The organism is Nocardia asteroides (assembly GCF_900637185.1).
GTDB lineage: Bacteria > Actinomycetota > Actinomycetes > Mycobacteriales > Mycobacteriaceae > Nocardia > Nocardia asteroides.
In genome coordinates, this window is record NZ_LR134352.1 from 2,472,955 (window position 1) to 2,494,024 (window position 21,070).

Below are 21,070 nucleotides of genomic sequence, written 5' to 3' on the forward strand. Positions count from 1 at the left end.
GACGGGGCCGTTCGATCGGCATACTGCGGTGGGTCACCGGCGTCGGCCGGGACCGTCGACGATGGTGATCGCGGTGCAGGGAGTTAGGCGATGCAGGTGAGTTCGGAGCTGAGCGCGGCGCGTCAGGCCATCGTGTCGGCGCGCGCGGTGGTGGTGAAGATCGGTTCGTCGGCGCTGACCAGCCTCGAGGGCGGGCTCGACACCGACCGGCTCGACCGGCTGGCCGACGCCGTCGAGGCGCGGATGCGGGCTGGGTCGGATGTGGTGGTGGTGTCCTCCGGCGCGATCGGAGCGGGCATCGCGCCGCTGGGGCTGTCGCGCAGGCCCAAGGATCTGGCCACCAAGCAGGCCGCCGCCAGCGTGGGCCAGCTCGCGCTCGCCCACGCCTGGGGGACCTCGTTCGCCCGCTACGACCGCACCGTCGGCCAGGTCCTGCTCTCCGCCGACGACTTCGCCCGGCGCGAGCATCACCGCAATGCCCAGCGCACGCTGGATCGGTTGCGTTCACTCGGCGCGGTCGCGGTGGTCAACGAGAACGACACGGTGGCCACCGAGGAGATCCGCTTCGGCGACAACGACCGGCTCGCCGCGCTGGTGGCGCATCTGGTCGGCGCCGACGCGCTGATCCTGCTCTCCGATGTGGCCGGCCTCTACGACGGCGACCCGCGCAAGCGCGCCGCGAACTTCATCCCCGAGGTGCGCAGCAGCGCCGACCTCGACGGCGTGATCGCCGGGAGCGGCGGCGCGCTCGGCACCGGCGGGATGGCGTCGAAACTGTCCGCGGCCCGCCTCGCCGCCGACGCGGGCATTCCGGTGCTGCTGGCCTCGGCCGCCGACGCCGCGACCGCGCTCGCCGACGGCACGGTCGGCACCGCCTTCGCCGCCCGCCCGGTGCGCCTGTCCGGCCGCAAGTTTTGGGTCCGGCACGCCGCCGACACCCGCGGTGCGGTGCTGCTCGACGCGGGCGCCGTCGAGGCCGTGGCGAAACGCCGGTCGTTGCTGGCCGCGGGCATCACCGGCGTGCGCGGGCGCTTCTTCGGCGGCGATGTCGTGGACCTGGTGAGCCCCGACAATCGCGTCGTCGCCCGCGGTGTCGTCGAATACGACAGCACCGAGCTGTCGACCATGCTCGGCCGGTCCACCACCGAACTGCCCGACACCATGCAGCGCCCGGTCATCCACGCCGACGACCTCGTCAAGGTCTGAGCCGGGGCGCACCGCTCAGCGCAGATACACCGTCCGGCTGTCGAGGTCGAGGCCCCAGCCCGTGCCGTCCTCGACTCGCGTGTGCTGCTTGGCCTCTCGTTCCTCGACGCTGTGCCTGCTCGCCGGATTCACCACCTCGTCGACCACGCTCAGCATCCCGGCCCCCGCGCCGGTGCCCCGCGTCCGCCGCCAATGGATCCAGCCGCGCCGCTCCGCCCACAACCCGAGCCGATCGATAGCGATCACCGCGACCGCGAACGTCACCACACCCAGCACCGCGCTCACCCGATCACCCCCGCGGCGGGATCACGCCGGGCTGATCGAGATCGAGCGGCGGCGCGGGCGGAACCGTCTGCGCGGGTGGGCCACCCGCATCGGGAATCGGCCCCGTGACACCCGGCTGACCGCCCGGATCGAGCGGACCGGGATCGATCGGCAGCGGCGGCGCCTGCTGACCCGGCGGCGGTTCCGGAGCACGCGGTGGCGCCTGCTGAACCGGCGGCGGTTCCGGCGCACGCGGTGGTTGCGTCTGCTCCGAGGTGGGCACCGGAACCTGGGGCGCCGGCTCGTCCCTGGTGGGGGCGGGCGGTTCGGGCGGAGCGGGCTGCGGCGCAGACGTTTCCGGCGGCGGAGCCGGCTGCGCCGAGGTGGGAGCGGGTGGTGCCGGTTGGTCGGGTGACGCCTGCGGCGCCGGCTCCTCCGCTGTGGGGGCGGGCGGATCGGGTTGTGGCGCAGATGTTTCCGGCGGTGGGGCGGGCCGCTCCGAAGGTGGTGCGGGTATCTGCGGTGGTGCCGGTAGTTCCGAGCTCGGTGCGGGTGTTTCCGGCGCAGGCTCCGCTGTGGAGGGTGCCGGTGGTTCGGGCGGAGCGGGCTGCGGCGCAGACGTTTCCGGTGCTGGGGCAGGTCGCTCCGAGGTAGGCGCGGGTGCTTGCGGTGCCGGCTGTTCCGAGCTCGGGGCGGGGGTTTCTGGCGCTGGACTGTCGGTGGTTGTCGGGGGAACGGGCGGTTCCGAGGTGGGCGCGGGTGGTGCCGGCTGCTCCGAGGTCGGGGCGGGCTGATCGGTGGTCGACGGCGGCGGGGTCGTCGGTTGGGTCGAGTCCTGTTGTGTCGGAGGCTGTTCCGTGGCCGGGGGCGTGGTGCTCGGCGTGGGGTTCTCGCTGGAGGGTGTGGGTGTCGTGCTCGGTGGGTGCTCGGTGGTGGGTGGGTTCTGGTTCGGCGCGGAATCGTCGCCGGGCTGGTTCGGGTTCGCGGGCGTTTCCGGAGCGGTCTGCGTTTCCGGTGGTGCGGTGCCGGGCTGGGGGGAGTTGCCGTTGGGTGAGGATTCTTGCGGTGCACCGGAATCCGGTGTCGGTGCCGATCCGTTGGGTGAGGATCCCCGCGGTGCGCCGGAATCCGGCGTGGGCGCCGACCCGTTGGGCGTCGAGGGCGTGTCCTGCGGGGCGGGCAGGGCCGGGACTGCGGTCCCCGCGAGGGTGTAGGCCGGCTTGTAGATCATGTTCATGGCCAGCACGGCTTCCTGCCGCAACGCCTCCGCCGCCATCTGCGCGTCGATGACGTGGGCCGCTTCGAGCAGCCGGGCGATGGTCCCGATGGGCCCGGAACCGCCTGGCGCGACCACCGCGACTTTCACCGCTTCCGCCGCGGCGGCCACACCGCCGAGGCGGGCGCCGACCTCGGCCAGGACGGCGGCCAGCTCGTCCACCGACGCCGCGTAACTGCGGGTACCGGCGAAGGCGGCCTCGGCGGCCGCGCCCTCCCAGCCGGTGTCGGCGATGATCCTGTCGGCGTTGTCCCTGGTCAGCGGCATGGAGGTGGTGAGTGCCGCGGCGGCTTCCAGCCAGGCCATGGAGGCGCCGAGGATCTCGGCGGCGTCGATCTGCTGGGTGCGCGCGTAGATCTGCTCGTGCGGGACGGACTCGAAGTGCTCCATCGCGCTGATGTAGGTGGGATCGGTGCCGCTCATCGGCGCTGCCTCGGATCGACGGCGCGCAGGGCGGCGGCCGCGGCGGCGTCGGCCTCGTCGAGCAGTCCGGCGCTGAGCAGGAACGCCTCCTTCATCCGGTAGGCCGCCTCGATGTAGCGGTCGAGCAGATCGGCCGCGTCGCGGGCCTTGTGCGCGAAACCGGCCTGCAACTGCTGGGCGGAGACGAAACCGCCGAATCCGCCCGCCTCGGAAGCGGTTTCGAGCCGCTGACGCAGGGCGGCGAGCTTGTCGGCCTGCTCCTCGTAGAGCGCGGCGCAACGGCGCGCGGCATCGGGGTCGAACTTCACGGTCCCCGCCGCGGCGGCGCTGCGGAACCGGGAGATCTCGGCTCTGCTGCTGTCGATCGTCATCGCGTCTCCCCTCCAGATCGTGCGTCGGCGTCCAGGCTAACCGGACCTTCTGGTGTTCGAGCTGTGCACCGGAGCCAGTCTGCGCTGCAGCTGGGCGGCGAGCTGACCGGCGGCCGCGGGCACCACGTGCACCGTTTCCCCGGCGCGCAGCAGGTAGCGGCCGTCGCCGGCCACATCGATCCAGCTGTAGTGCACCGGTGGGGTCGGTGTCGGGCGGTCGAGCCCGGTTTCGATGCGGATGTGTCCCTCGGCGGTGTGCGGGCGGCGCAGCAGCCGCTGGATTCGCGGCACGGCGGGATGGGTCGCGACCACCGTCTCCTCGTCGCGCACCGCGTCCGCGTCGGCCTCGCGCGCGGGCTCACGGCCGGGCGGAGTGTCGGGCAGGCACGCGGCGACCCTGGCCCCGATACCGGCGGTATGGCCGATCGAAACCCGCACGCGGCCACCGAAATCGGGGCGGGTGCCGGGTTCCTGTACCGCGAGCACGGCGTGGTCGTACACCGAGCAGGCCAGCAGCCGGATCTCGCTGCCGGGGGTGTGCGCGCCGCCGACGAGCACGATCCTGGCGTGCGGTGCGGCGATGATCCGCAGGCAGGCGGCGAGATCGGGGTCGCCGCCGCCGGGTAGTCGCTCGCGCAGTGCTGCCCGTACGCGGACGGCTTCGTCCTCGGTGCGTGGCGATTCGAGTACTCGCAGCGGGAACGGCATTCGGTCCTGACCGGATTCCCGCCACACGTGCGCGAATTCGTCAGCGCTGAAGGTCCATCCCATTGCCGATCCCATCCTTACCGAACCAGGACGAGGACAGCCTAACCGGCGTGTCCGATTCCGGCGCATCGTTCATCCGTCCGAATGGAATCTTCGGCGCAATGAGTAGCCGGATGAGTATTTCGGCGGACGTCGGCGGGCGTCGCGGCTCCTACCTTCAGGACAGATCCGTCGAATCCGACCCGCGGAACTGGGGTGAGTGTCATGCGTACCCGCACGGTCACCGCGGCACTGGCCGCGCTGCTCGTCCTCGCCTCCGCCGCGGCCTGCGGCGACGACGGCGACAAGACCTACTACGGCGACGAACGCGCCCTCGGCAACGGGCAGATCCGCACCTATGTCGTCACCGACGACGGCACACCGACCGAGGTGGGCCTGCGGATTCAGGAGGCCGCACTGGAAGGCCTGCCGATGCCCGCCACCATGCCGGAGGGCCCGCCGCCCGCCAGCCCGCCGCTGGCCCTGCCCGCGGAGGCCGACGGCACGGTGGTCGACCACCTCACCTTCGACTGGGTGCCGCACGGTCACCCGCCGGTCGGCATGTTCGACAAGCCGCACTTCGATTCGCACTTCTACTTCATCGACCCGGCGGCGGTGGCGGCGATCGACCCGCAGGACCCGGCGTTCCTGACGAAGGCGGCCAACAGCCCCGACCCGAAGTACATGCCCGCCGGCAACGCGACCATCCCCGAGCCGATCGAGGTGCAGGCGGTGCCCGCGATGGGCGTGCACTGGGTGGACATGAGCAATCCCGTCGCGCCGGGCCAGTTCACCCAGACCCTGATCAACGGCGCCTGGGACGGCGAGTACATCTTCACCGAGCCCATGTTCACCCGGGACTGGCTGCTGACCAAGCCGTCGTTCACCGGCGACATCCCGCAGCCGCAGGCCTACCAGCACAGCACGCGGTATCCGACCACCTATTCGATCCGCTTCGACGACAACGCGAAGGAATATGTCGTCTCGGTCGGCGGGTTCACCGAGCGCACCGCTTCCTGACCCTTCTATAACGCCCTCACCTGCGAGTATGCTCTCTTACTCGGAGGTGAGGCGTGATCACCGAGCTGATCGGGCGCGAGTGGGAACTGGCGGATCTGCTGGCCCGGCTCGACGACGCGCTCCACGGCGCTCCGCAGTTGGTGATCTGTAGCGGTGAGGCCGGGGTCGGCAAGACCAGGCTGGTCGCCGAACTGGCCGCCCGCGCCCGGGAGCGCGGGGTACGCACGCTGTGGGCGCGGGCCCTGGAACTACCCGATACGCCGCCGTTCTGGCTGTGGCGGCAAGCGCTGGGGCCCGGTGCCCCGTCGCCGGGCGCGGACCGGGTCGCGCTGTTCGAGGCGTTCGCCGCGGGCCTCGACGGCGCGGTCGGCGGCGCGCTGCTGGTGATCGACGACGTCCACTGGGCCGACGAGCCCTCGCTGCAAGCCCTGCTCTATGTGGTGCGTGGGCTGCGGGACCGCCGGATCATGGTGTGCGCCACCGAGCGCACCGGTGCCGAGGACAGCGGCTGGACCACGATCAAACCGGACCTGCTGCGCGAACCGGTCAGCGCCTCACTCACCCTGCGCGGGCTGTCCCCGGCGGACTCGTCCCGCTGCCTGCAACGGGAAGCCGGGCGCGCGCTGCCCGACCAGCTCGCGGGCGACGCCTTCGACATGACCGGTGGAAACCCCTTCTACCTGCGCGAACTGGGACGATCCCTGCGCGGGACCACCGACGACGCGCTGCGCCTGCCCACCAGTCTGTGCGAGGTGGTGCGCGGACGGATGGCGCCGCGTTCGGCCCGGACCCAGCAGTTGCTGCGGGCGGCCTCGATCCTGGGGGAGCGGTTCGCCATCGCGGTCGCCGCGCGGCTGGTCGCGCGGCCTGCGGCGGACTGCCTGCCCGCGATCGACGAGGCGATCGACGCGGGCCTGCTCGCCACCGCGGCCGACCCGGGCACCGTGCGGTTCACGCACGCGCTGGTGCGCGCCGCCCTGCTCGACGGGCTGTCGCTGCAACAGCGCGTTGTCCTGCATGAGCGCGCGGCGCTGGCCATCGAGGCGCTGTATCCCGATGCGGTCGAAGCGAATTCGGCCGCGCTGGCCTGGCACTGGGCCAACGCGGCCGTCACCGGGGCGCACGAACCCGCCGTGCGCTGGGCCCGGCGGGCGGCCGAGGTGGCGCTGCGGGAGCTGGCCTTCGAGGACGCGGTGCGGTTCTACGGGCTGGCGCTGACCCACGCCGCCGCCCTCGACCCGCTCGACCGGGGCAGGCTGCTGCTGGAGCGCGCCGCGGCCGCCGCCCGTGCGGGCGACCGCCGCGCCGCTCGCGCCGACTGCGCCGCCGCCGAGGCGCTGGCCCGTAAGGCAGGGGAGCCGGTCCTGCACGCGGAAGCCGCGCTGGTGCTCGAACCGATCGGGGAGCGCGGCTGGGACCGCGATATCGCCGACGCCTGCGCCGAGGCGCTCGCCGCCGACGACCTACCCGCCGCGCTGCGCGCCCGCCTGCTGGCCCGGTCCACCGAAACCGCCATCTACCTGGGTCGATCAGACGATGTCGACGCGTCGAGCCGCGCGGCCCTCGCCGCCGCCGAACACAGCGACGACCCCGCGGTGCTGGCCGCGGCGCTGCGCGCCAGGCAACTCGCCTGCAGCGGACCCGACCATCGCGCCGAACACCGCGAGCTGGCCACCAGGATGATCATCGCGGGCGAACGCGCGCGCGACCCGGCGGTCGAGATGTGGGGCAGGCTGTGGCGCATCGACGCGCTGTGGGAACAGGGCGAGCTGGGCGCGATCACCGGGGAACTGTCCTGCCTGAGCTGGTGCACCGAGCACACCGGCGGCCCGATGTCGCAGTGGCACCGGCTGATCGCCGAAGCCGCGCTGGCCCAGGCCAGGGCCGAATTCGACGATGCCCTGGACCGGGCGGGCCGCGCGCACGAGCTGGCGACCACCCTCGGTCACCCCGCCGGCGACGGCGCCTACCGCGCCCTGCTGGCCGTCGTCGGTCATCATCGCGGCCATCGCCCGGAGGCGCTGACGGTGCCCCCCGCGCCGCTGCGCGGGGAGGTCCGCAATCTGCTGTTCGCCGCGCTCGGCACCGCCTTCCCGATGATCGACAGCGGTTTGACCGGCGAGGCCGAACCGCTCTACCGCGGGCTCGGCCGGCCGGGGAACTGGCCCGTGCCACCGTATTTCCTGCTGAACGTGCTCGCCGTCGGCGGTGCGGTGGCGGCCGGGCTCGGCATCACCGACGATGTCGCCTACTTCCGTGCGCGGCTCGCGCGCTACCGCGACGGGCACGTCACCGGCGGTGGCGGTACCGCGCACTATCTCGGGCCGGTCACCCTGTGGCTGGGGAAATTCGCTGCCGCGCTGGATGATCCGGACACCGCCGCCACCGAGCTGCGCGCGGCGGCCCGTACCGCCCGCGCGATCGGCGCCCCCGGCTTCGCGGTCGAGGCCGACTGCGAACTGGCCGAGTTGCTGCTCACCCGCGGTGCCGTCGCCGAAGCTGTCGCCCTGGCCGTGGGCGCCCTGCCGGTGGCCGACTCGGTCGGCATGACACCGTGGGCCACCCGGCTGCGGGCCGTCGCCGCGCACGACGACGGCTGTACCACGCTGACACCGCGGGAACGCGAGGTCGCCGACCTGGTGGCCCGCGGCCTCACCAACCGGGAGATCGCCGCGCACCTGGTGCTGTCGGAACGCACCGCGCAGAACCACGTGCAGCACATTCTCACCAAACTCGGCTTCGCCAAGCGCAGCCAGATCGCGGCCTGGGTCGGCCGCGGCGGGATCGGTCAGTAACCCCGGTCCGGCTCCACCACCGCCAGCAACGGCACACCCGCCACGTACCTGGCCACATTGGCGCCCACATGATCGGCGAACGCGGCCAGTCGCAGCTGCGGCGGATTCGAATCGTGCGGGGTGATGATCGCGTTCGGCAGCGTCCACAGCGGGTGCCCGTCCGGCAGCGGTTCCGGCTCGGTCACATCGAGGCCCGCGCCGCCGATCACCCCGGTGGCCAGGGCCTCGACCAGCGCGTCGGTGTCGATCAGGCTGCCGCGGGCCACATTGATCACCCACGAGGACGGCTTGAGCCGGGCAAGTTCGTCGGCGCCGATCAGGTGCCGGGTCTGCGCGGTCGCCGGGGCGGCCACCACCACGTGATCGGTGCGCGACCAGACCCGGCCCAGCTGATCGGCGGGCAGCGTCTCCAGGCCCGCCGGGACACCGTCACCGGTGACCGGGCGGCCCGACCGGTTCACCGCGATCACGTGCGCGCCCAGCGGCGTCAGCATCGGGATCAGCGCGCGCCCGATCCCGCCCGCGCCGACGATGGTCACCGTCTTGCCGCGCAACGATCCGACGTGCGGGAAGAACTCGCGCTGTTGCCAGGAGGTCGCCCGCAGCTGCTCGGGCAGATAGCGCACTCCGGCCAGCAGCAGCATCAGCGCGTGCTCGGCGACACTGTGCGAGAACGCGCCCGCCGCGGAGGTGAACTCGACGCCGGGATGCGCGGCGAAGACGTCGGCGGCGAAGAAGTCCTCGATCCCGGCGGCGGGCAGCTGGACCCAGCGGACCGAGGACGGCAGCGTCGCGGGGAACTCGCGCGGCGTGCCGGTCCAGATCAGCGCGTCGGCGTCGGCGAGCTCGCCGAGCTGGGCACCGGCCCCGACGACGGCCTTCTCGAGCAGGCGGGGCGCCGGATCGTCCGGGCCGATCGCGATCGTCGTCGCGGATTCCTGCACAGGAGCCTCCTGGAGTGCGCGGCGGCGCGGGCGCGCGGCCGCCCTCGATTCTTCCCTCTCCGGGCCCGCGGTGTCGTGCCGGGCTACGGTTCGTCGAGGTCGACGGGTTCGTCGACGCCGTGCCGGTCGGCCAGCTCGAGCAGCGGGGCGATGTCGAAGACCGCCTGGTCCATGTCGGCCTGGATGTCGCCCAGCTCGGCGTAGCGGGCGGGCACGGTCTCGACGGTGAAGTCGCGCGGGTGGATGTCGGGGATCTCGGTCCAGCGCACCGGTGTCGACACCGTCGCCGCGGGCACCCCGCGCACGGAATAGGCGGCGGCGATGGTGTGGTCGCGCGCGTTCTGGTTGTAGTCGACGAACAGCTGGGCCGGGTCCCGGTCGCGGCGCCACCAGGCGGTGGTCACGTCCTCGGGCGCGCGCCGCTCGACTTCGCGCGCGAACGCCAGCGCCGCCCGCCGCACCTCCTTGAACCCGTACTCCGGCGCGATCCGGACATACACGTGCAGCCCGGCGCCGCCGGAGGTCTTGGGCCAGCCCACCGCACCCAGCTCGTCGAGCACCTCGTGCACCACCCCGGCGACGCGCTGCACCCGCGGCCACGGGCAGTCCGGCATGGGGTCCAGGTCGATGCGCCATTCGTCGGGTGACTCGGTGTCGCTCGCCCGCGAGTTCCACGGATGGAACTCCACCGTCGACATCTGCACCGCCCAGATCACCTCGGCGAGCTCCTGCACGCACAGCTCGTCGGCGTGCCTGCCGTAGCGCGGGAAGTACACCCGCACCGTGGAGATCCAGTCCGGCGCACCGCCGGGCAGCCGCTTCTGATGCACCTTGCCGCCGGGCAGTCCCTTCGGGAACCGGTGCAGCATGCACGGCCGGTCCCGCAGCGCGTTCACGATCCCGTCGCCCACGCTGAGGTAGTACCGCACCAGGTCGAGCTTGGTGACGCCGAGCTCGGGGAAATACACCCGGTCGGGATTGCTGACCCGCACCGTGTGCTCGCCCACCGGAAGCTCGACCGCCGGTGTCGCAGACTTGGCCACACCGGCCACGATAGACGAGCAGGCCCGCTCCCGGCGGGGAGCGGACCTGCGGCACGGGGTGTGTCAGCGCCGGTCGCCACCGTGTCCGGGCCACCAGGCGCGCTGGCCGAGCAGAGCGGTGACGGCCGGGGTGAAGAACATCGCCATCACGAACGCCGCGATCGTGATTCAGGATGTTGTAGTCGGTGCCGAGCGCGACGACGAACGGTACATGATCACCGGCAGTGTGAAGATCAGCCCGTGCTCGCCCTGGAGATGCCGGAACACCAGCACCGTCGCGCCCAGGGTCGCGGCGAAGCCGACGAACACCGAGGCCATCAGGTACCAGGGCGCCACCAGGCTGCGCAGCAGCAGCGCCAGCACCAGCATGATCACGATCGCCGCCACCGGGAACACGATCCGGTAGTCGTGGTTCATGGCGATCAGGCCGCCGACCATGCTCGAGATCGCCCCGATGGTGATCACCGGGAGCAACGCGATGACCGGGCTGCGGAAGATCACCAGCAGCAGCACCAGGATCAGCACGATCGTGGCGATGCCGATGATGGCCATGCCCTTCTCGCCCTGCTCGGTCTGATCCAGCGTCTGTGCCGCGGTGCCGGTGATGCCCGCCCGGAGCCCGGTGTCGCGCACCTGTTCCCGCAACTGCTCGCGCAAGTCACGCACCGCCTCGCCCTGGGTCTTGTCGGCGGCGTCGGTGGTCTTGGTCATCTGCACCGCGATGACCTGCACCAGCCGGTTTTCCGACGGCGGCGTCACCTGGATTCCGGTGACGCCCTCGATGTTCCGCGCGGTGAGCGCCGCCGCGGCCGCGCGCACGTCACCGAGTCGGCCTCGGTCAGCGCGGCGCCGTCGCCCGCACCGCGACGATGAGCGCGGCCTGCGCGGACTGCTGTGGAAACGCCCGCTCCTGCAACTGCATCGCCTGGATCGACTCGTAATGCGAAGGCAGGAAGGCGGATTGGTCGGTCGTCGCGGTGAGCGCCGGCGCCGTGGACAACACGGCGACGATCGCGATCACCCACAGCCCGATCACTTTCCACGGGTGATGGACGACGACGCGTCCCAGTCTGACCAACATGGTGAGAGGTCCTTTCCGGGCCTGTCGCGTGACCCGGCCGTCTCGCTATAAGTAGATGTATACGTATAGGGCAAGAGTAAAAAGTCCGCACGGATCGACTCCGTGCGGACCGCGGGTGCGAGCGGCGAACTACAGCTCGTACACCCCGAATGCCCGGTTCTGAATGCACATCGGCATCACGTGCACCTGATCGGTCCACTCGAATTTCGCTGCGGCCTCGACGGTTCCGCGTTCGTCGACGCACACGCTCGCGGTGCCGGGCATGGTCAGCGGGTTCAGCACGGCCAGCGGGATGCCGGCGTGGATGCCGCTGTAGAGACCGCCACTGAAGCACAGCGGAGTGATCGCGATGCCGCGCCGGGCGCCCTCGCGGTCGGCGGCGGCCTGGGCGCCGGGCACACCGGCGCAGTCGAGCGGGTTCTCGTTCGACGCCTGGGCGGGAACGGTCAAGAGGGTGAATCCGGCCGCACAGCCCGCGGCGACGGCCATCAGGGATCGAGCAAATGAGGTCCTGGTCATAGCCGCATTGAAGCACTGGTCACCGGCAGTGCCCACAATCGTGACGGCGTGTCGGGCCCGATCAGCGCGGAACGGCCTCCAGCACACAATCCGGCGCCGCCGTCGCTACCGTGCGCCGCAGGGTGAAGCCGCTGCGGGCGAGCAGTTCACGGAACTGCGCTTCGGTGCGTTCGTGGCCGCCGTCGGTGTTGACCAGCATCTCCAGATCGATCATCTTGCCCGGGTGCGGACGTTGGTGCTCGGGCAGCACCAGCTCGATCACCAGCAGCGTCGCGGTCGGGCTCATCGCGGCGTGCACGGTGCGCAGGATCCGCTCGGCGTGCTCGTCGGACCAGTCGTGGATGATGTGTTTGAGCAGGTAGGCGTCGCCGCCCTGGGGCACCGACTCGAAGAACGAGCCCGCCTCCACCGCGCAGCGCTGCGCGAGCCCGGCCGCGGCGAGATCCTCGCCCAGATCGTCGACCACGCTCGGCAGATCGAACACCACGCCCTGCGCGGTGGGGTGACGGCCGAGAATCTCGGTGAGCAGGCTGCCGCGGCCGCCCCCGACATCGACGATGGTGCCGAACCGGCCCAGGTCGTAGGCGGCCAGCAGCGGTTCGATCGCCAGCGTGCTGACGCTGGTCATCGCCCGGTCGAACAGGTCGCCGATCTCGCGATGGGCGGCGGCGTACTCGAAGAAGCTCGCGCCGTCCAGGGTCGGGCCGACCGCCTCGCCGGTACGGACCGCGTCGGTGAGGTGGGTCCAGTGGTTGCGGTGATACGGCGAACCGAAGAACCGGGACAGGTCGCGCAGGGTCACCGGGGCGTCGCTGCGCAACGCGTCACCGATGCGGGTCAGCGCGTACTTGCCGTCGCGGCGCTGCGCGAACACCCCGTAGCTCACGAGCAGCCGCAGGAGCCTGCGCAAGCCTTCCTCGTCGACATCGAGCGCGCGGGCCAGCTGGGCCGCCGTGCGCGGGCCGTCGGCCAGTTCGTCGGCGATGCCGAGTTCGGCCGCGGTGCTGACGGCCTGGGACAGGAATCCCGCGATCTGCAGATCCAGCAGCGCGATATGGCCGGGAACCAGCCTGCGGTTGAGCGCGGCCAGCGCGTCGCGCACTCGATCGAGCGCGCGCAGGACCGGGATCGGGGGCAGTTTCTTCGGTGCTGTGGACGTCATCGCGACTCCATCGTCGGCCGGTTGACCTGCACGTACGGACTGAGCGTACGGGATTTGCGGTGCCCTGGGGAGGGGTGCGGATCAGGTCGGCGTCGCCAGCGCGAACGGCAGTACCGCGTCCGCGCCGCTGGTCCGCAGCGCGTGGGCCGCGACGGTCATCGTCCAGCCGGTGTCGGTGACGGTGTCGACGAGCAGGATGGGCCCGGCCACCCCGGACAGATCGGGCACCTCCCAGGAATCGAACAGCCCGGCCACCCGGTGCGCCGAATTCGCCGCCGACACCGGTGGCCGGTCGGGCCTGGTGTGCAGGATGCCGAGATTGTCGAGCCTGCCCACCTGCGCCAGCCGCGCGGCCAGGCTCGCGGTGAGCTGCGGGTAGCGCGGCGACTCCAGGGCCAGCACCGAGGTCGGCCTCGACGCCCAGTCCCAGTCGCGCAGGACCGCGACGCACGCGTCGAACACGGCGTCGGGTAACGGGGCGTCGGGGCCGTCGAGCAGGGCGCGCAGCCTGCGTCCCCAGCCGAGATCGGTGAGCCTGCCGAACACCCGGCCGGTCTCGGCGCCCGCGGAGATCTTGCCCGACAACGGGACTCCCAGCTTGGCCATGCCGGTGGGCCACTGCTTGCGCGGGGCCAGGTCGAGCCCGGGCCGATCCAGCCTGGCCCTGGTGGCGGCGACCGCTTCGGCGTCGACGGTGGTGTCGGGCGTGGTGCCGGTGCAGTTGTCGCAGCGGCCGCAGTCGGGCGTCCCCGCGTCGAGCGAACCGAGGCCGGGGTCGTCGAGCTGGCGGCGCAGGAAGGTCATCCGGCAGGCGGTGGTCGCCTGGTAGTCGACCATCGCCTGCTGCTCGGTGTCGCGGGCGGCGGCGAGGCGTTCGTAGCGTTCGGTGTCATAGGTCCACGGCTGCCCGGTGGACAGCCAGCCGCCGCGCACCCGGCGTACCGCGCCGTCCACGTCGAGCACCTTCAGCACCATCTCCAGCCGCGACCGGTTCAGCTCGACGAGCGGTTCCAGCGCCACGGTCGACATCGGCCGGTCCTGGTCGAGCGCGGCCAGCACCGCGCGCACGATGTGCTCGCGCGGGAACGCCACCGAGGCGAAGTAGCTCCAGATCCGGGCGTCCTCCGGGCCGGGCAGCAGCACCACCTCGGCCCGGTCGGTGCCGCGGCCGGCGCGCCCGACCTGCTGGTAGTAGGCGATGGGGGAGGACGGCGCCCCGACGTGCACCACGAAGCCCAGATCGGGCTTGTCGAAGCCCATGCCGAGCGCCGAGGTCGCGATCAGCGCCTTCACCTCGTTGTCCAGCAGCGCGCTCTCGAGCGCCTCGCGTTCGGCCGGGTCGGTCTGGCCGGTGTAGGCGGCGACGGTGTGGCCCTGCGCGGTGAGCACGTCGGCCAGATCGTGCGCGGCGGCGACGGTGAGGCAGTAGATGATGCCCGAGCCGGGCAACCGGTCCAGCTGCGCGCCCAGCCAGGCCGTGCGCTGTACCGCATCGTCGAACTTCACCACCGACAGGTGCAGCGACTCGCGGTCCAGCGTGCCGCGCAGCACCAGCGTGTCGGTGCCGATCTGGCCCGCCACGTCGGTGACCACGCGGTCGTTGGCGGTGGCGGTGGTCGCCAGCACCGGCACATCGGAGCCGAGGTCGGCGATCAGGGTGCGGATGCGGCGGTAGTCGGGCCGGAAATCGTGTCCCCAGTCCGAGACACAGTGCGCTTCGTCGATCACCACCAGCCCGGCGTCGGCGGCCAGCCGGGGCAGCACCTGATCGCGGAAGTCCGGGTTGTTCAACCGTTCGGGGCTCACCAGCAGCACGTCGACCGCGCCGTCGGCGACCCGCTGATGGATCTCGTCCCACTCGGTGACATTGCCCGAGTTGATGGTGGCCGCCACCACCCCGGCGCGCTCGGCCGCCGCCACCTGGTTGCGCATCAGCGCCAGCAACGGCGACACGATCACCGTCGGCCCGCGCCCGGCGCGGCGCAGCAGCTTCGCCGCGATGAAGTACACCGCCGACTTGCCCCACCCCGTCCGCTGCACCACCAGCGCCCGGCGCCGCCGCACCACCAGCGCCTCGATGGCGACCCACTGATCCTCCCGCAGGCGGGCAGCGGGCCCCGCCAGCTCCCGCAACAACTCCTCCCCACGTTCCCGCAGGTCCGAAGCCGTCAGATCGAGCAGGTCACCACCGGTCGCTGAGGTCATACCCCCATCTTGGCCTACCCCACCGACACCCCGGCGGGCCCTAGCCCTTGACGCAGAGGACCTGACGCAGCGTCGCCACCACGTCGATCAGGTCGGCCTGCGCGGCGATCACCTCGTCGATGTCCTTGTACGCGGCCGGGATCTCGTCGACCACGCCCGCGTCCTTGCGCGACTCCACGCCCTCGGTCTGGGCGACCAGGTCCGCGACCGTGAACTGCTTCTTGGCCGCGGTCCGGCTCATCCGCCGTCCGGCGCCGTGCGAGGCCGACTGGAACGAGGCCGGATTGCCCTTGCCCCGCACCACGTACGACCGCGTCCCCATCGAACCGGGGATCAACGCGAGATCGCCCGCGCCCGCCCGCACCGCGCCCTTGCGGGTCACCAGCATGGGCACGCCGTCGATGATCTCCTCGGCCACGTAGTTGTGGTGGCACGAGATCGGTTCGTCGAAACGCACCGTGCGGTCGGCGAATTCGTCACGCACCGCCCGGCACACCAGCGACAGCATCACCGCGCGGTTGCGCGCGGCGTACTCCTGCGCCCAGGTGAGGTCGCGCCGGTACGCGTCCATCTCCGGGGTCCCGGTCAGGAACACCGCGAGGTCCCGATCCGGCAGCGACTGGTTGTGCGGCAGCGTCCGCGCCACCGCCATGTGCCGCTCGGCCAGTTCCTTGCCGATGTTGCGAGACCCGGAGTGCAGCAGGATCCACACGGCGTCGTCCTGGTCGAGGCAGACCTCGATGAAGTGGTTGCCGCCGCCGAGCGAGCCGATCTGCTTGTGCGCCTTCGACTCCAGCGACGACACCCCCGGGTGCAGGTCGTCGAACGCGCGCCAGAACCGGTCCCAGCCCTTCGTCCGCGCCGACTGCCCGTGCGAGCCCGCGTGCAGCGCGCCGACGTCGACCGCCTGCTGGTGCGCGTTGAACCCGACGGGTACCGCGCGCTCGATCCGCGAGCGCAGCGACCGCAGGTCGTCGGGCAGATCCGACGCGGTCAGCCCGGTCTTCACGCTCTCCATCCCGCACCCGATGTCGACACCGACCGCGGCGGGCGCGACCGCGTCCCGCATGGCGATGACCGACCCCACCGTCGCGCCCTTGCCCAGGTGCACATCGGGCATCACGCGCAGTCCGTGCACCCATTCCAGATCCGCGATATTGCGAAGCTGTCGCAGCGCGGCCTGCTCGATCTGGTGCTCGTCGGCCCACATGAGCGTCTGCGCCTTGGTACCGCGCAGCTCGACGGGAAACATGGTCGGTCCTTTCCTTGGTGTACTACCCACGGTAGGACCGACGACCGGGGCCGCGCACCTGAATTTCGGGCCGTCACCTGGGTGGTGGACGTGGGCGACAGGCTTCGCACGGAGGGGATCCGCCGCGTCGAAACGATCAGTCCGCCGCGAGCGCGCGTTCGATCCGGGCGCGATCCGGGATCGCCGAACTGGCGCCCAGCCGGGTGGTCGCCACCGCGCCGGCGGCATTGGCCCAGCTCACGGCGGCCCGTGGGCCGCGGGCCCAGGTGGCGGCCAACGCGCCGGTGAAGGCGTCGCCCGCGCCTGTCGTATCCACGACGTCGACCCGGCGACCGGCGACGGCGAACTCGGTGCCGTCGGTCGATCGGTACCGGGCGCCGTCACCACCGAGCGTGCGCACCACGTGCGGCACCTGGTCCAGCTCCGTCGAATAGTGTTCGGATTCCAGCGAATTCACGATCGCCAGATCCACCTCGGCCCACAGGGCGGCGGGCAGCGGCCGCACCGGCGACGGGTTCAGCGCCACGGTCGTGCCCGCCGCGCGCGCGTGCCGGGCGGCCGCCGCGACGGTGTCGAGCGGGATCTCCAGCTGGCACAGCAGGAGATCGGCGTCGGCGATCGCGGCGAGCTCGTCGGCGGTCAGCTCGCGCACCCGGCCGTTCGCGCCGGCGACCACGATGATGCTGTTCTCGCCCGCGTCGTCCACCACGATCGTCGCGACCCCGCTCGGCCCGTCCACCGTGCGCAGCAGCGCGGTGTCGACGCCCGCGCCCGTCAGCGTCGCCCGCAGGGTCTCGCCGAACGCGTCCGCGCCGACCGCGCCGAGGAACCGCACCCGGGCGCCGGAGCGGGCCGCCGCGATCGCCTGGTTGGCGCCCTTGCCGCCGGGCACGGTGGTGAACCCGGACCCGAGCACCGTCTCCCCGGGGGCTGGCCTGCGGGCGGTGCTGGTCACCAGGTCCATGTTCACGCTGCCGAGTACGACGATGGTCGGGGCCGCCACGCTGTCCATATCGGCGAATCTAGCCGCGTCGCCGTCCCCGGCGGCCACGATCGGCGCGCGGCGGTACCGGCGCCGGCGCCACCGGACCGGGCGGGTCGGCGGTCGAGCGGCGCCTTGTCCACCCTGTGGACAACTTCGTCCCGCCGCCGGTCGGAGCCGCTTTCCGGGGTCCGGGTGGCGACGGGACGGGCAGGTGGCCTGCGTAGGCTGATACCCATGACGGTAGAAGTGACCCCCGAGCTCGACATCCGCGCAGCGGTGCACGACGCCGCCCGCAGGGCTCGCGTCGCGTCCCGTGCGCTGGCTCAGCTCACCACGGCACAGAAGAACGACGCACTGCACGCGGCGGCCGACGCGCTGCTGGCCGCCGCCGATCGCGTCCTCGCGGCCAACGCCGCCGACATCGCGACCGCGCAGGCGGCGGGCACCGAGGAGAACCTGCTGGACCGGCTGCGGCTCACCAAGGCCCGCATCGACGGCATCGCCTCCGGCCTGCGCCAGGTCGCCGGGCTGCCCGACCCGGTCGGTGTGGTCGTGCGCGGTTCCACGCTGCCCAACGGTCTCGAGATCCGCCAGACGCGGGTACCGCTCGGCGTCGTCGGCATGGTGTACGAGGCCAGGCCCAACGTCACCGTCGACGCGTTCGGGCTGGCCCTCAAGTCGGGCAACGCGGCACTGCTGCGCGGCTCGTCCTCGGCCGCGAACTCCAACGCCGCGCTCGTGGAGGTACTGCGCGAAGCGCTGGCCGCCCAGGGCATTCCGGCCGACGCGGTCCAGCTGCTGCCCAGCCACGACCGCTCCAGCGTCACCCACCTGATCCAGGCCCGCGGCCTGGTCGACGTGGTGATCCCGCGCGGCGGCGCCGGCCTGATCAACGCCGTCGTGCGCGACGCGCAGGTGCCGACCATCGAGACCGGCACCGGCAACTGCCACGTCTACGTGCACGCCGCCGCCGACCTGGACATGGCCGAGGCCATCCTGCTCAACGCCAAGACCCGCCGTCCGAGTGTCTGCAACGCGGCCGAGACCGTGCTCATCGACGCCGCCGTCGCCGAGACGGCGCTGCCGCGGCTGAGCAAGGCGCTGACCGACGCCGGCGTCACCATCCACGGTGACCTGCCCGGTCAGGTGCCGGCCACCGACGCCGACTGGGGCGAGGAGTACCTCACCCTGGACATCGCGCTGAAGGTGGTCGACGATCTCGACGCGGCCGTCGAGCACATCAACACCTGGGGCACCGGCCACACCGAGGCCATCGTCACCGCCGACCTGGCCGCGGCCCGCGCGTTCACCACCCGGGTCGACGCGGCCGCCGTCATGGTCAACGCGTCCACCGCGTTCACCGACGGCGAGCAGTTCGGCTTCGGCGCCGAGATCGGCATCTCCACCCAGAAGCTGCACGCCCGCGGCCCGATGGCACTGCCCGAACTCACCTCCACCAAGTGGATCGTGTGGGGCGACGGCCAGACTCGGCCGGTGTGATCGTGACCCTGGTACAAGAACCGATCTTCACCTCGGTCGACGACGTCGTCACCCGCCTCGCCGGCACCGGCTACCTGGCCGACAAGGCCACGGCCACCTCGGTCTTCCTGGCCGACCGGCTGGGCAAGCCGTTGCTCATCGAGGGTCCGGCCGGTGTCGGCAAGACCGAGCTGTCCCGCGCGGTCGCCCAGGTCGCCGGCGCCGAACTGGTCCGGCTGCAGTGCTACGAGGGCGTCGACGAGGCCCGCGCGCTCTACGAGTGGAACCACGCCAAGCAGATCCTGCGGATCCAGGCGTCCAGCGAGAACGACTGGGCCGAAACCAAAGCCGACGTCTTCACCGAGGAATTCCTGCTCTCGCGCCCGCTGCTCACCGCCATCCGGCGCAGCGAGCCGACGGTGCTGCTGATCGACGAAACCGACAAGGCCGACGTCGAGATCGAGGGCCTGCTGCTGGAGGTGCTCAGCGACTTCGCGGTCACCGTGCCGGAGCTGGGCACCATCACCGCCACCCGCAAGCCGTTCGTCGTCCTCACCTCGAACGCCACCAGGGAGCTGTCCGAGGCGCTCAAGCGCCGCTGCCTCTACCTGCACCTGGACTTCCCCGACGAAGACCTCGAACGGCGCATCCTCGCCAGCCGGGTACCGGAGCTGTCGACGGCGGTCGCCGAGCAGCTGGTCCGCATCGTGCACGTGCTGCGCGGCATGCAGCTCAAGAAGCTGCCGTCGGTGGCCGAATCCATCGACTGGGGCCACACCCTGCTCGCCCTGGGCGCCGAGGACCTCGACGACGCCACCGTGCGCGCCACGCTCGGGGTGGTGCTCAAGCACCGTAGCGACCACCAGCGCGCGCTGGCCGAGCTGAAACTGGCATGAGATGACAGCGCCTGCCCCGCACGGACTCGGCGGTCACGTCGCCGGGTTCGTCGCGGCCCTGCGGGCCCGCGGGGTGCCGGTCGGGCCGTCGGAGACGGTCGACGCGGGCCGGGTACTCACCGTGCTCGATTTGCTCGACCGGGAATCGGTCCGGGAGGGGCTGGCGTGTGCCCTGCTGCGCCGCCCCACCCACCGCGCCACCTTCGACGGGCTGTTCGACCTGTGGTTCCCGGTCGCGGTGGGGGAGCGCACCGCGCAGGCGGCCGAGCTGCCCCGCACGCCCACCGGCGAGATCGACCTGCCCGCTCTGCGGGAGCAGCTGGCCGAACTGCTCGCTCTGGAGGACGGCGGCGCCCAGTTGCAGCTGCTGGCCGGCCAGGTCGTTGAGCAGCTGGGGCAGTACCAGTCGGCCCGGGGTCCGTCGTTCTCGGCCTATCAGGCGATGAAGGACCTCGCGCCGCAGACCCTGCTGTCGCGGGTGCTCGCCGGTCTCGCCCTGCCGCCCGACGCGAGCGATCGGGACACCGAGGTCGCGCAGCGGGTGGTGCGGGAACGGATCGCGGGGTTCCGCGCGAGTGTCGAAGCCGAGACGAATCGGCGCGTCGCCGAGCAGATCGGCCGCGACCGCGTCGCCACCTACGGCGTCGCCCGCCAGGCCGAGGACGCCGACTTCCTGCGCGCGTCCGAACGCGAACTCATCGAGTTGCGTCGCGGCACCCAGCGCCTGGCCCGGATCCTCGCCTCCCGGCTCGCGGTGCGGCGCCGCAAGGCCCGCCGCGGCGAGATCGATCTGCGCAAGACCCTGCGCGCGTCCATGTCCACCGGCGGCGTGCCGATCGACCTGGTGAATCGCAAACCCCGGCCAGGACGGCCGGAACTGGTGCTGCTGTGCGATATCTCGGGCTCGGTGGCCGGCTTCAGCAATTTCACGCTGCTGCTGGTGAGCGCACTGCGCGAACAGTTCTCCCGGGTGCGGATCTTCGCCTTCGTCGACCGTACCGACGAGGTCACCGGCTACTTCGACCCGCACGCGGGCCTCGACGACGTGCTCACCCGGATCTTCACCCAGTCGCGGATCATCGACGCCGACGGGCACTCCGACTACGGGCAGGCGCTGAGCACCTTCGCCGACAATTTCGCCGATGCCGTCACCAGCCGCAGCTCGCTGCTCGTCCTCGGCGACGGCCGCACCAACTACCGCAATCCGCGGTTGGACACCCTGCGTCAGCTCGTCGGTACCGCCCGGCACGCGCACTGGCTCAATCCCGAGCCACGCACCCTCTGGGGCACCGGTGATTCGGCGGCCCGCGAGTACGGCGAGGTGATCGAGATGCACGAATGCCGGTCGGCGCGCCAGCTGACCGAGGTGGTCTCCCGGTTGTTGCCGGTGTGAAGGAGTCGC

19 protein-coding genes are annotated in these 21,070 nt (G+C 71.9%); 6 read left to right on the forward strand and 13 right to left on the reverse strand.

Annotation, left to right across the window (positions count from 1 at the left end; translation table 11 throughout):
* The first annotated feature begins 108 nt into the window (after positions 1-108).
* Positions 109-1,206, forward strand: coding sequence for a glutamate 5-kinase (gene proB / locus EL493_RS11580; RefSeq protein WP_030202577.1), 1,098 nt, complete (start codon positions 109-111; stop codon positions 1,204-1,206).
* Between the two features lie 15 nt (positions 1,207-1,221).
* Here proB and EL493_RS11585 read toward each other — a convergent pair whose 3' ends face one another.
* The 4 genes from EL493_RS11585 to EL493_RS11600 are packed head-to-tail and all read right to left on the reverse strand — an operon-like array spanning position 1,222 to position 4,311.
* Entirely contained in the window at positions 1,222-1,491 is a 270-nt protein-coding gene (locus EL493_RS11585) for a DUF6191 domain-containing protein (protein ID WP_019045786.1), read from the reverse strand.
* A 4-nt stretch (positions 1,492-1,495) separates the two neighbouring features.
* Positions 1,496-3,169, reverse strand: coding sequence for a hypothetical protein (locus tag EL493_RS33520; RefSeq protein WP_022567183.1), 1,674 nt, complete (start codon positions 3,167-3,169; stop codon positions 1,496-1,498).
* The gene (locus EL493_RS11595) at positions 3,166-3,540 is read right to left on the reverse strand and encodes a hypothetical protein (RefSeq protein ID WP_019045787.1); all 375 of its coding nucleotides are present in this window, start codon (positions 3,538-3,540) and stop codon (positions 3,166-3,168) included. The genes EL493_RS33520 and EL493_RS11595 overlap by 4 nt, the downstream gene beginning before the upstream one ends.
* A gap of 36 nt (positions 3,541-3,576) precedes the next feature.
* Complete coding sequence (locus tag EL493_RS11600) at positions 3,577-4,311, reverse strand: ESX secretion-associated protein EspG (protein ID WP_019045788.1); 735 nt, start codon at positions 4,309-4,311, stop codon at positions 3,577-3,579.
* A gap of 201 nt (positions 4,312-4,512) precedes the next feature.
* On the opposite strand from EL493_RS11600, the gene EL493_RS11605 reads away from it, so the two are divergent.
* Both EL493_RS11605 and EL493_RS11610 read left to right on the forward strand, forming a co-directional pair.
* Entirely contained in the window at positions 4,513-5,307 is a 795-nt protein-coding gene (locus EL493_RS11605; RefSeq protein WP_019045789.1) for a DUF5602 domain-containing protein, read from the forward strand.
* Positions 5,308-5,360: 53 nt separating this feature from the next.
* Entirely contained in the window at positions 5,361-8,102 is a 2,742-nt protein-coding gene (locus EL493_RS11610) for an ATP-binding protein (RefSeq protein WP_019045790.1), read from the forward strand.
* On the opposite strand, the gene EL493_RS11615 is transcribed toward EL493_RS11610, so the two are convergent.
* From EL493_RS11615 to EL493_RS11650, 9 genes are all read right to left on the reverse strand, one after another.
* Positions 8,096-9,046 (reverse strand): D-isomer specific 2-hydroxyacid dehydrogenase family protein, encoded by a 951-nt coding sequence (locus tag EL493_RS11615; protein ID WP_019045791.1) that lies wholly within the window; start codon positions 9,044-9,046, stop codon positions 8,096-8,098. The two genes, EL493_RS11610 and EL493_RS11615, sit on opposite strands and share 7 nt — an antisense overlap.
* An 83-nt stretch (positions 9,047-9,129) precedes the next feature.
* The gene (gene ligD / locus EL493_RS11620; RefSeq protein ID WP_019045792.1) at positions 9,130-10,098 is read right to left on the reverse strand and encodes a non-homologous end-joining DNA ligase; all 969 of its coding nucleotides are present in this window, start codon (positions 10,096-10,098) and stop codon (positions 9,130-9,132) included.
* A 159-nt stretch (positions 10,099-10,257) separates the two neighbouring features.
* A complete protein-coding gene (locus EL493_RS32690; RefSeq protein ID WP_022567185.1) occupies positions 10,258-10,908 on the reverse strand; it encodes an MMPL family transporter in 651 nt (216 codons plus the stop codon).
* Positions 10,909-10,927: 19 nt separating this feature from the next.
* Positions 10,928-11,170 (reverse strand): hypothetical protein, encoded by a 243-nt coding sequence (locus EL493_RS32695; protein WP_022567186.1) that lies wholly within the window; start codon positions 11,168-11,170, stop codon positions 10,928-10,930.
* 129 nt (positions 11,171-11,299) lie between these two features.
* Positions 11,300-11,689, reverse strand: coding sequence for a hypothetical protein (locus tag EL493_RS11630; RefSeq protein WP_198041021.1), 390 nt, complete (start codon positions 11,687-11,689; stop codon positions 11,300-11,302).
* 61 nt (positions 11,690-11,750) lie between these two features.
* A complete protein-coding gene (locus EL493_RS11635; protein ID WP_019045794.1) occupies positions 11,751-12,851 on the reverse strand; it encodes a methyltransferase in 1,101 nt (366 codons plus the stop codon).
* Positions 12,852-12,932: 81 nt separating this feature from the next.
* The gene (locus tag EL493_RS11640) at positions 12,933-15,056 is read right to left on the reverse strand and encodes a RecQ family ATP-dependent DNA helicase (protein WP_019045795.1); all 2,124 of its coding nucleotides are present in this window, start codon (positions 15,054-15,056) and stop codon (positions 12,933-12,935) included.
* 40 nt (positions 15,057-15,096) lie between these two features.
* Positions 15,097-16,308, reverse strand: a complete 1,212-nt coding sequence (locus tag EL493_RS11645; RefSeq protein ID WP_019045796.1) for an RtcB family protein — start codon at positions 16,306-16,308, stop codon at positions 15,097-15,099.
* Positions 16,309-16,444: 136 nt separating this feature from the next.
* Positions 16,445-17,320 carry a ribokinase gene (locus tag EL493_RS11650; protein WP_019045797.1) on the reverse strand — a complete coding sequence of 292 codons (876 nt, stop codon included), beginning with the start codon at positions 17,318-17,320 and terminating at the stop codon, positions 16,445-16,447.
* A gap of 207 nt (positions 17,321-17,527) precedes the next feature.
* Here EL493_RS11650 and EL493_RS11655 point away from each other — a divergent pair, with 207 nt between their 5' ends.
* From EL493_RS11655 to EL493_RS11665, 3 genes are read left to right on the forward strand one after another with little or no spacing between them, the layout of a single operon-like run.
* A complete protein-coding gene (locus tag EL493_RS11655; protein ID WP_022567187.1) occupies positions 17,528-18,793 on the forward strand; it encodes a glutamate-5-semialdehyde dehydrogenase in 1,266 nt (421 codons plus the stop codon).
* Positions 18,790-19,668 (forward strand): AAA family ATPase, encoded by an 879-nt coding sequence (locus tag EL493_RS11660; protein ID WP_019045799.1) that lies wholly within the window; start codon positions 18,790-18,792, stop codon positions 19,666-19,668. The genes EL493_RS11655 and EL493_RS11660 overlap by 4 nt, the downstream gene beginning before the upstream one ends.
* 1 nt (position 19,669) lies before the next feature.
* Entirely contained in the window at positions 19,670-21,061 is a 1,392-nt protein-coding gene (locus tag EL493_RS11665; protein WP_022567188.1) for a vWA domain-containing protein, read from the forward strand.
* Positions 21,062-21,070 lie beyond the last annotated feature (9 nt).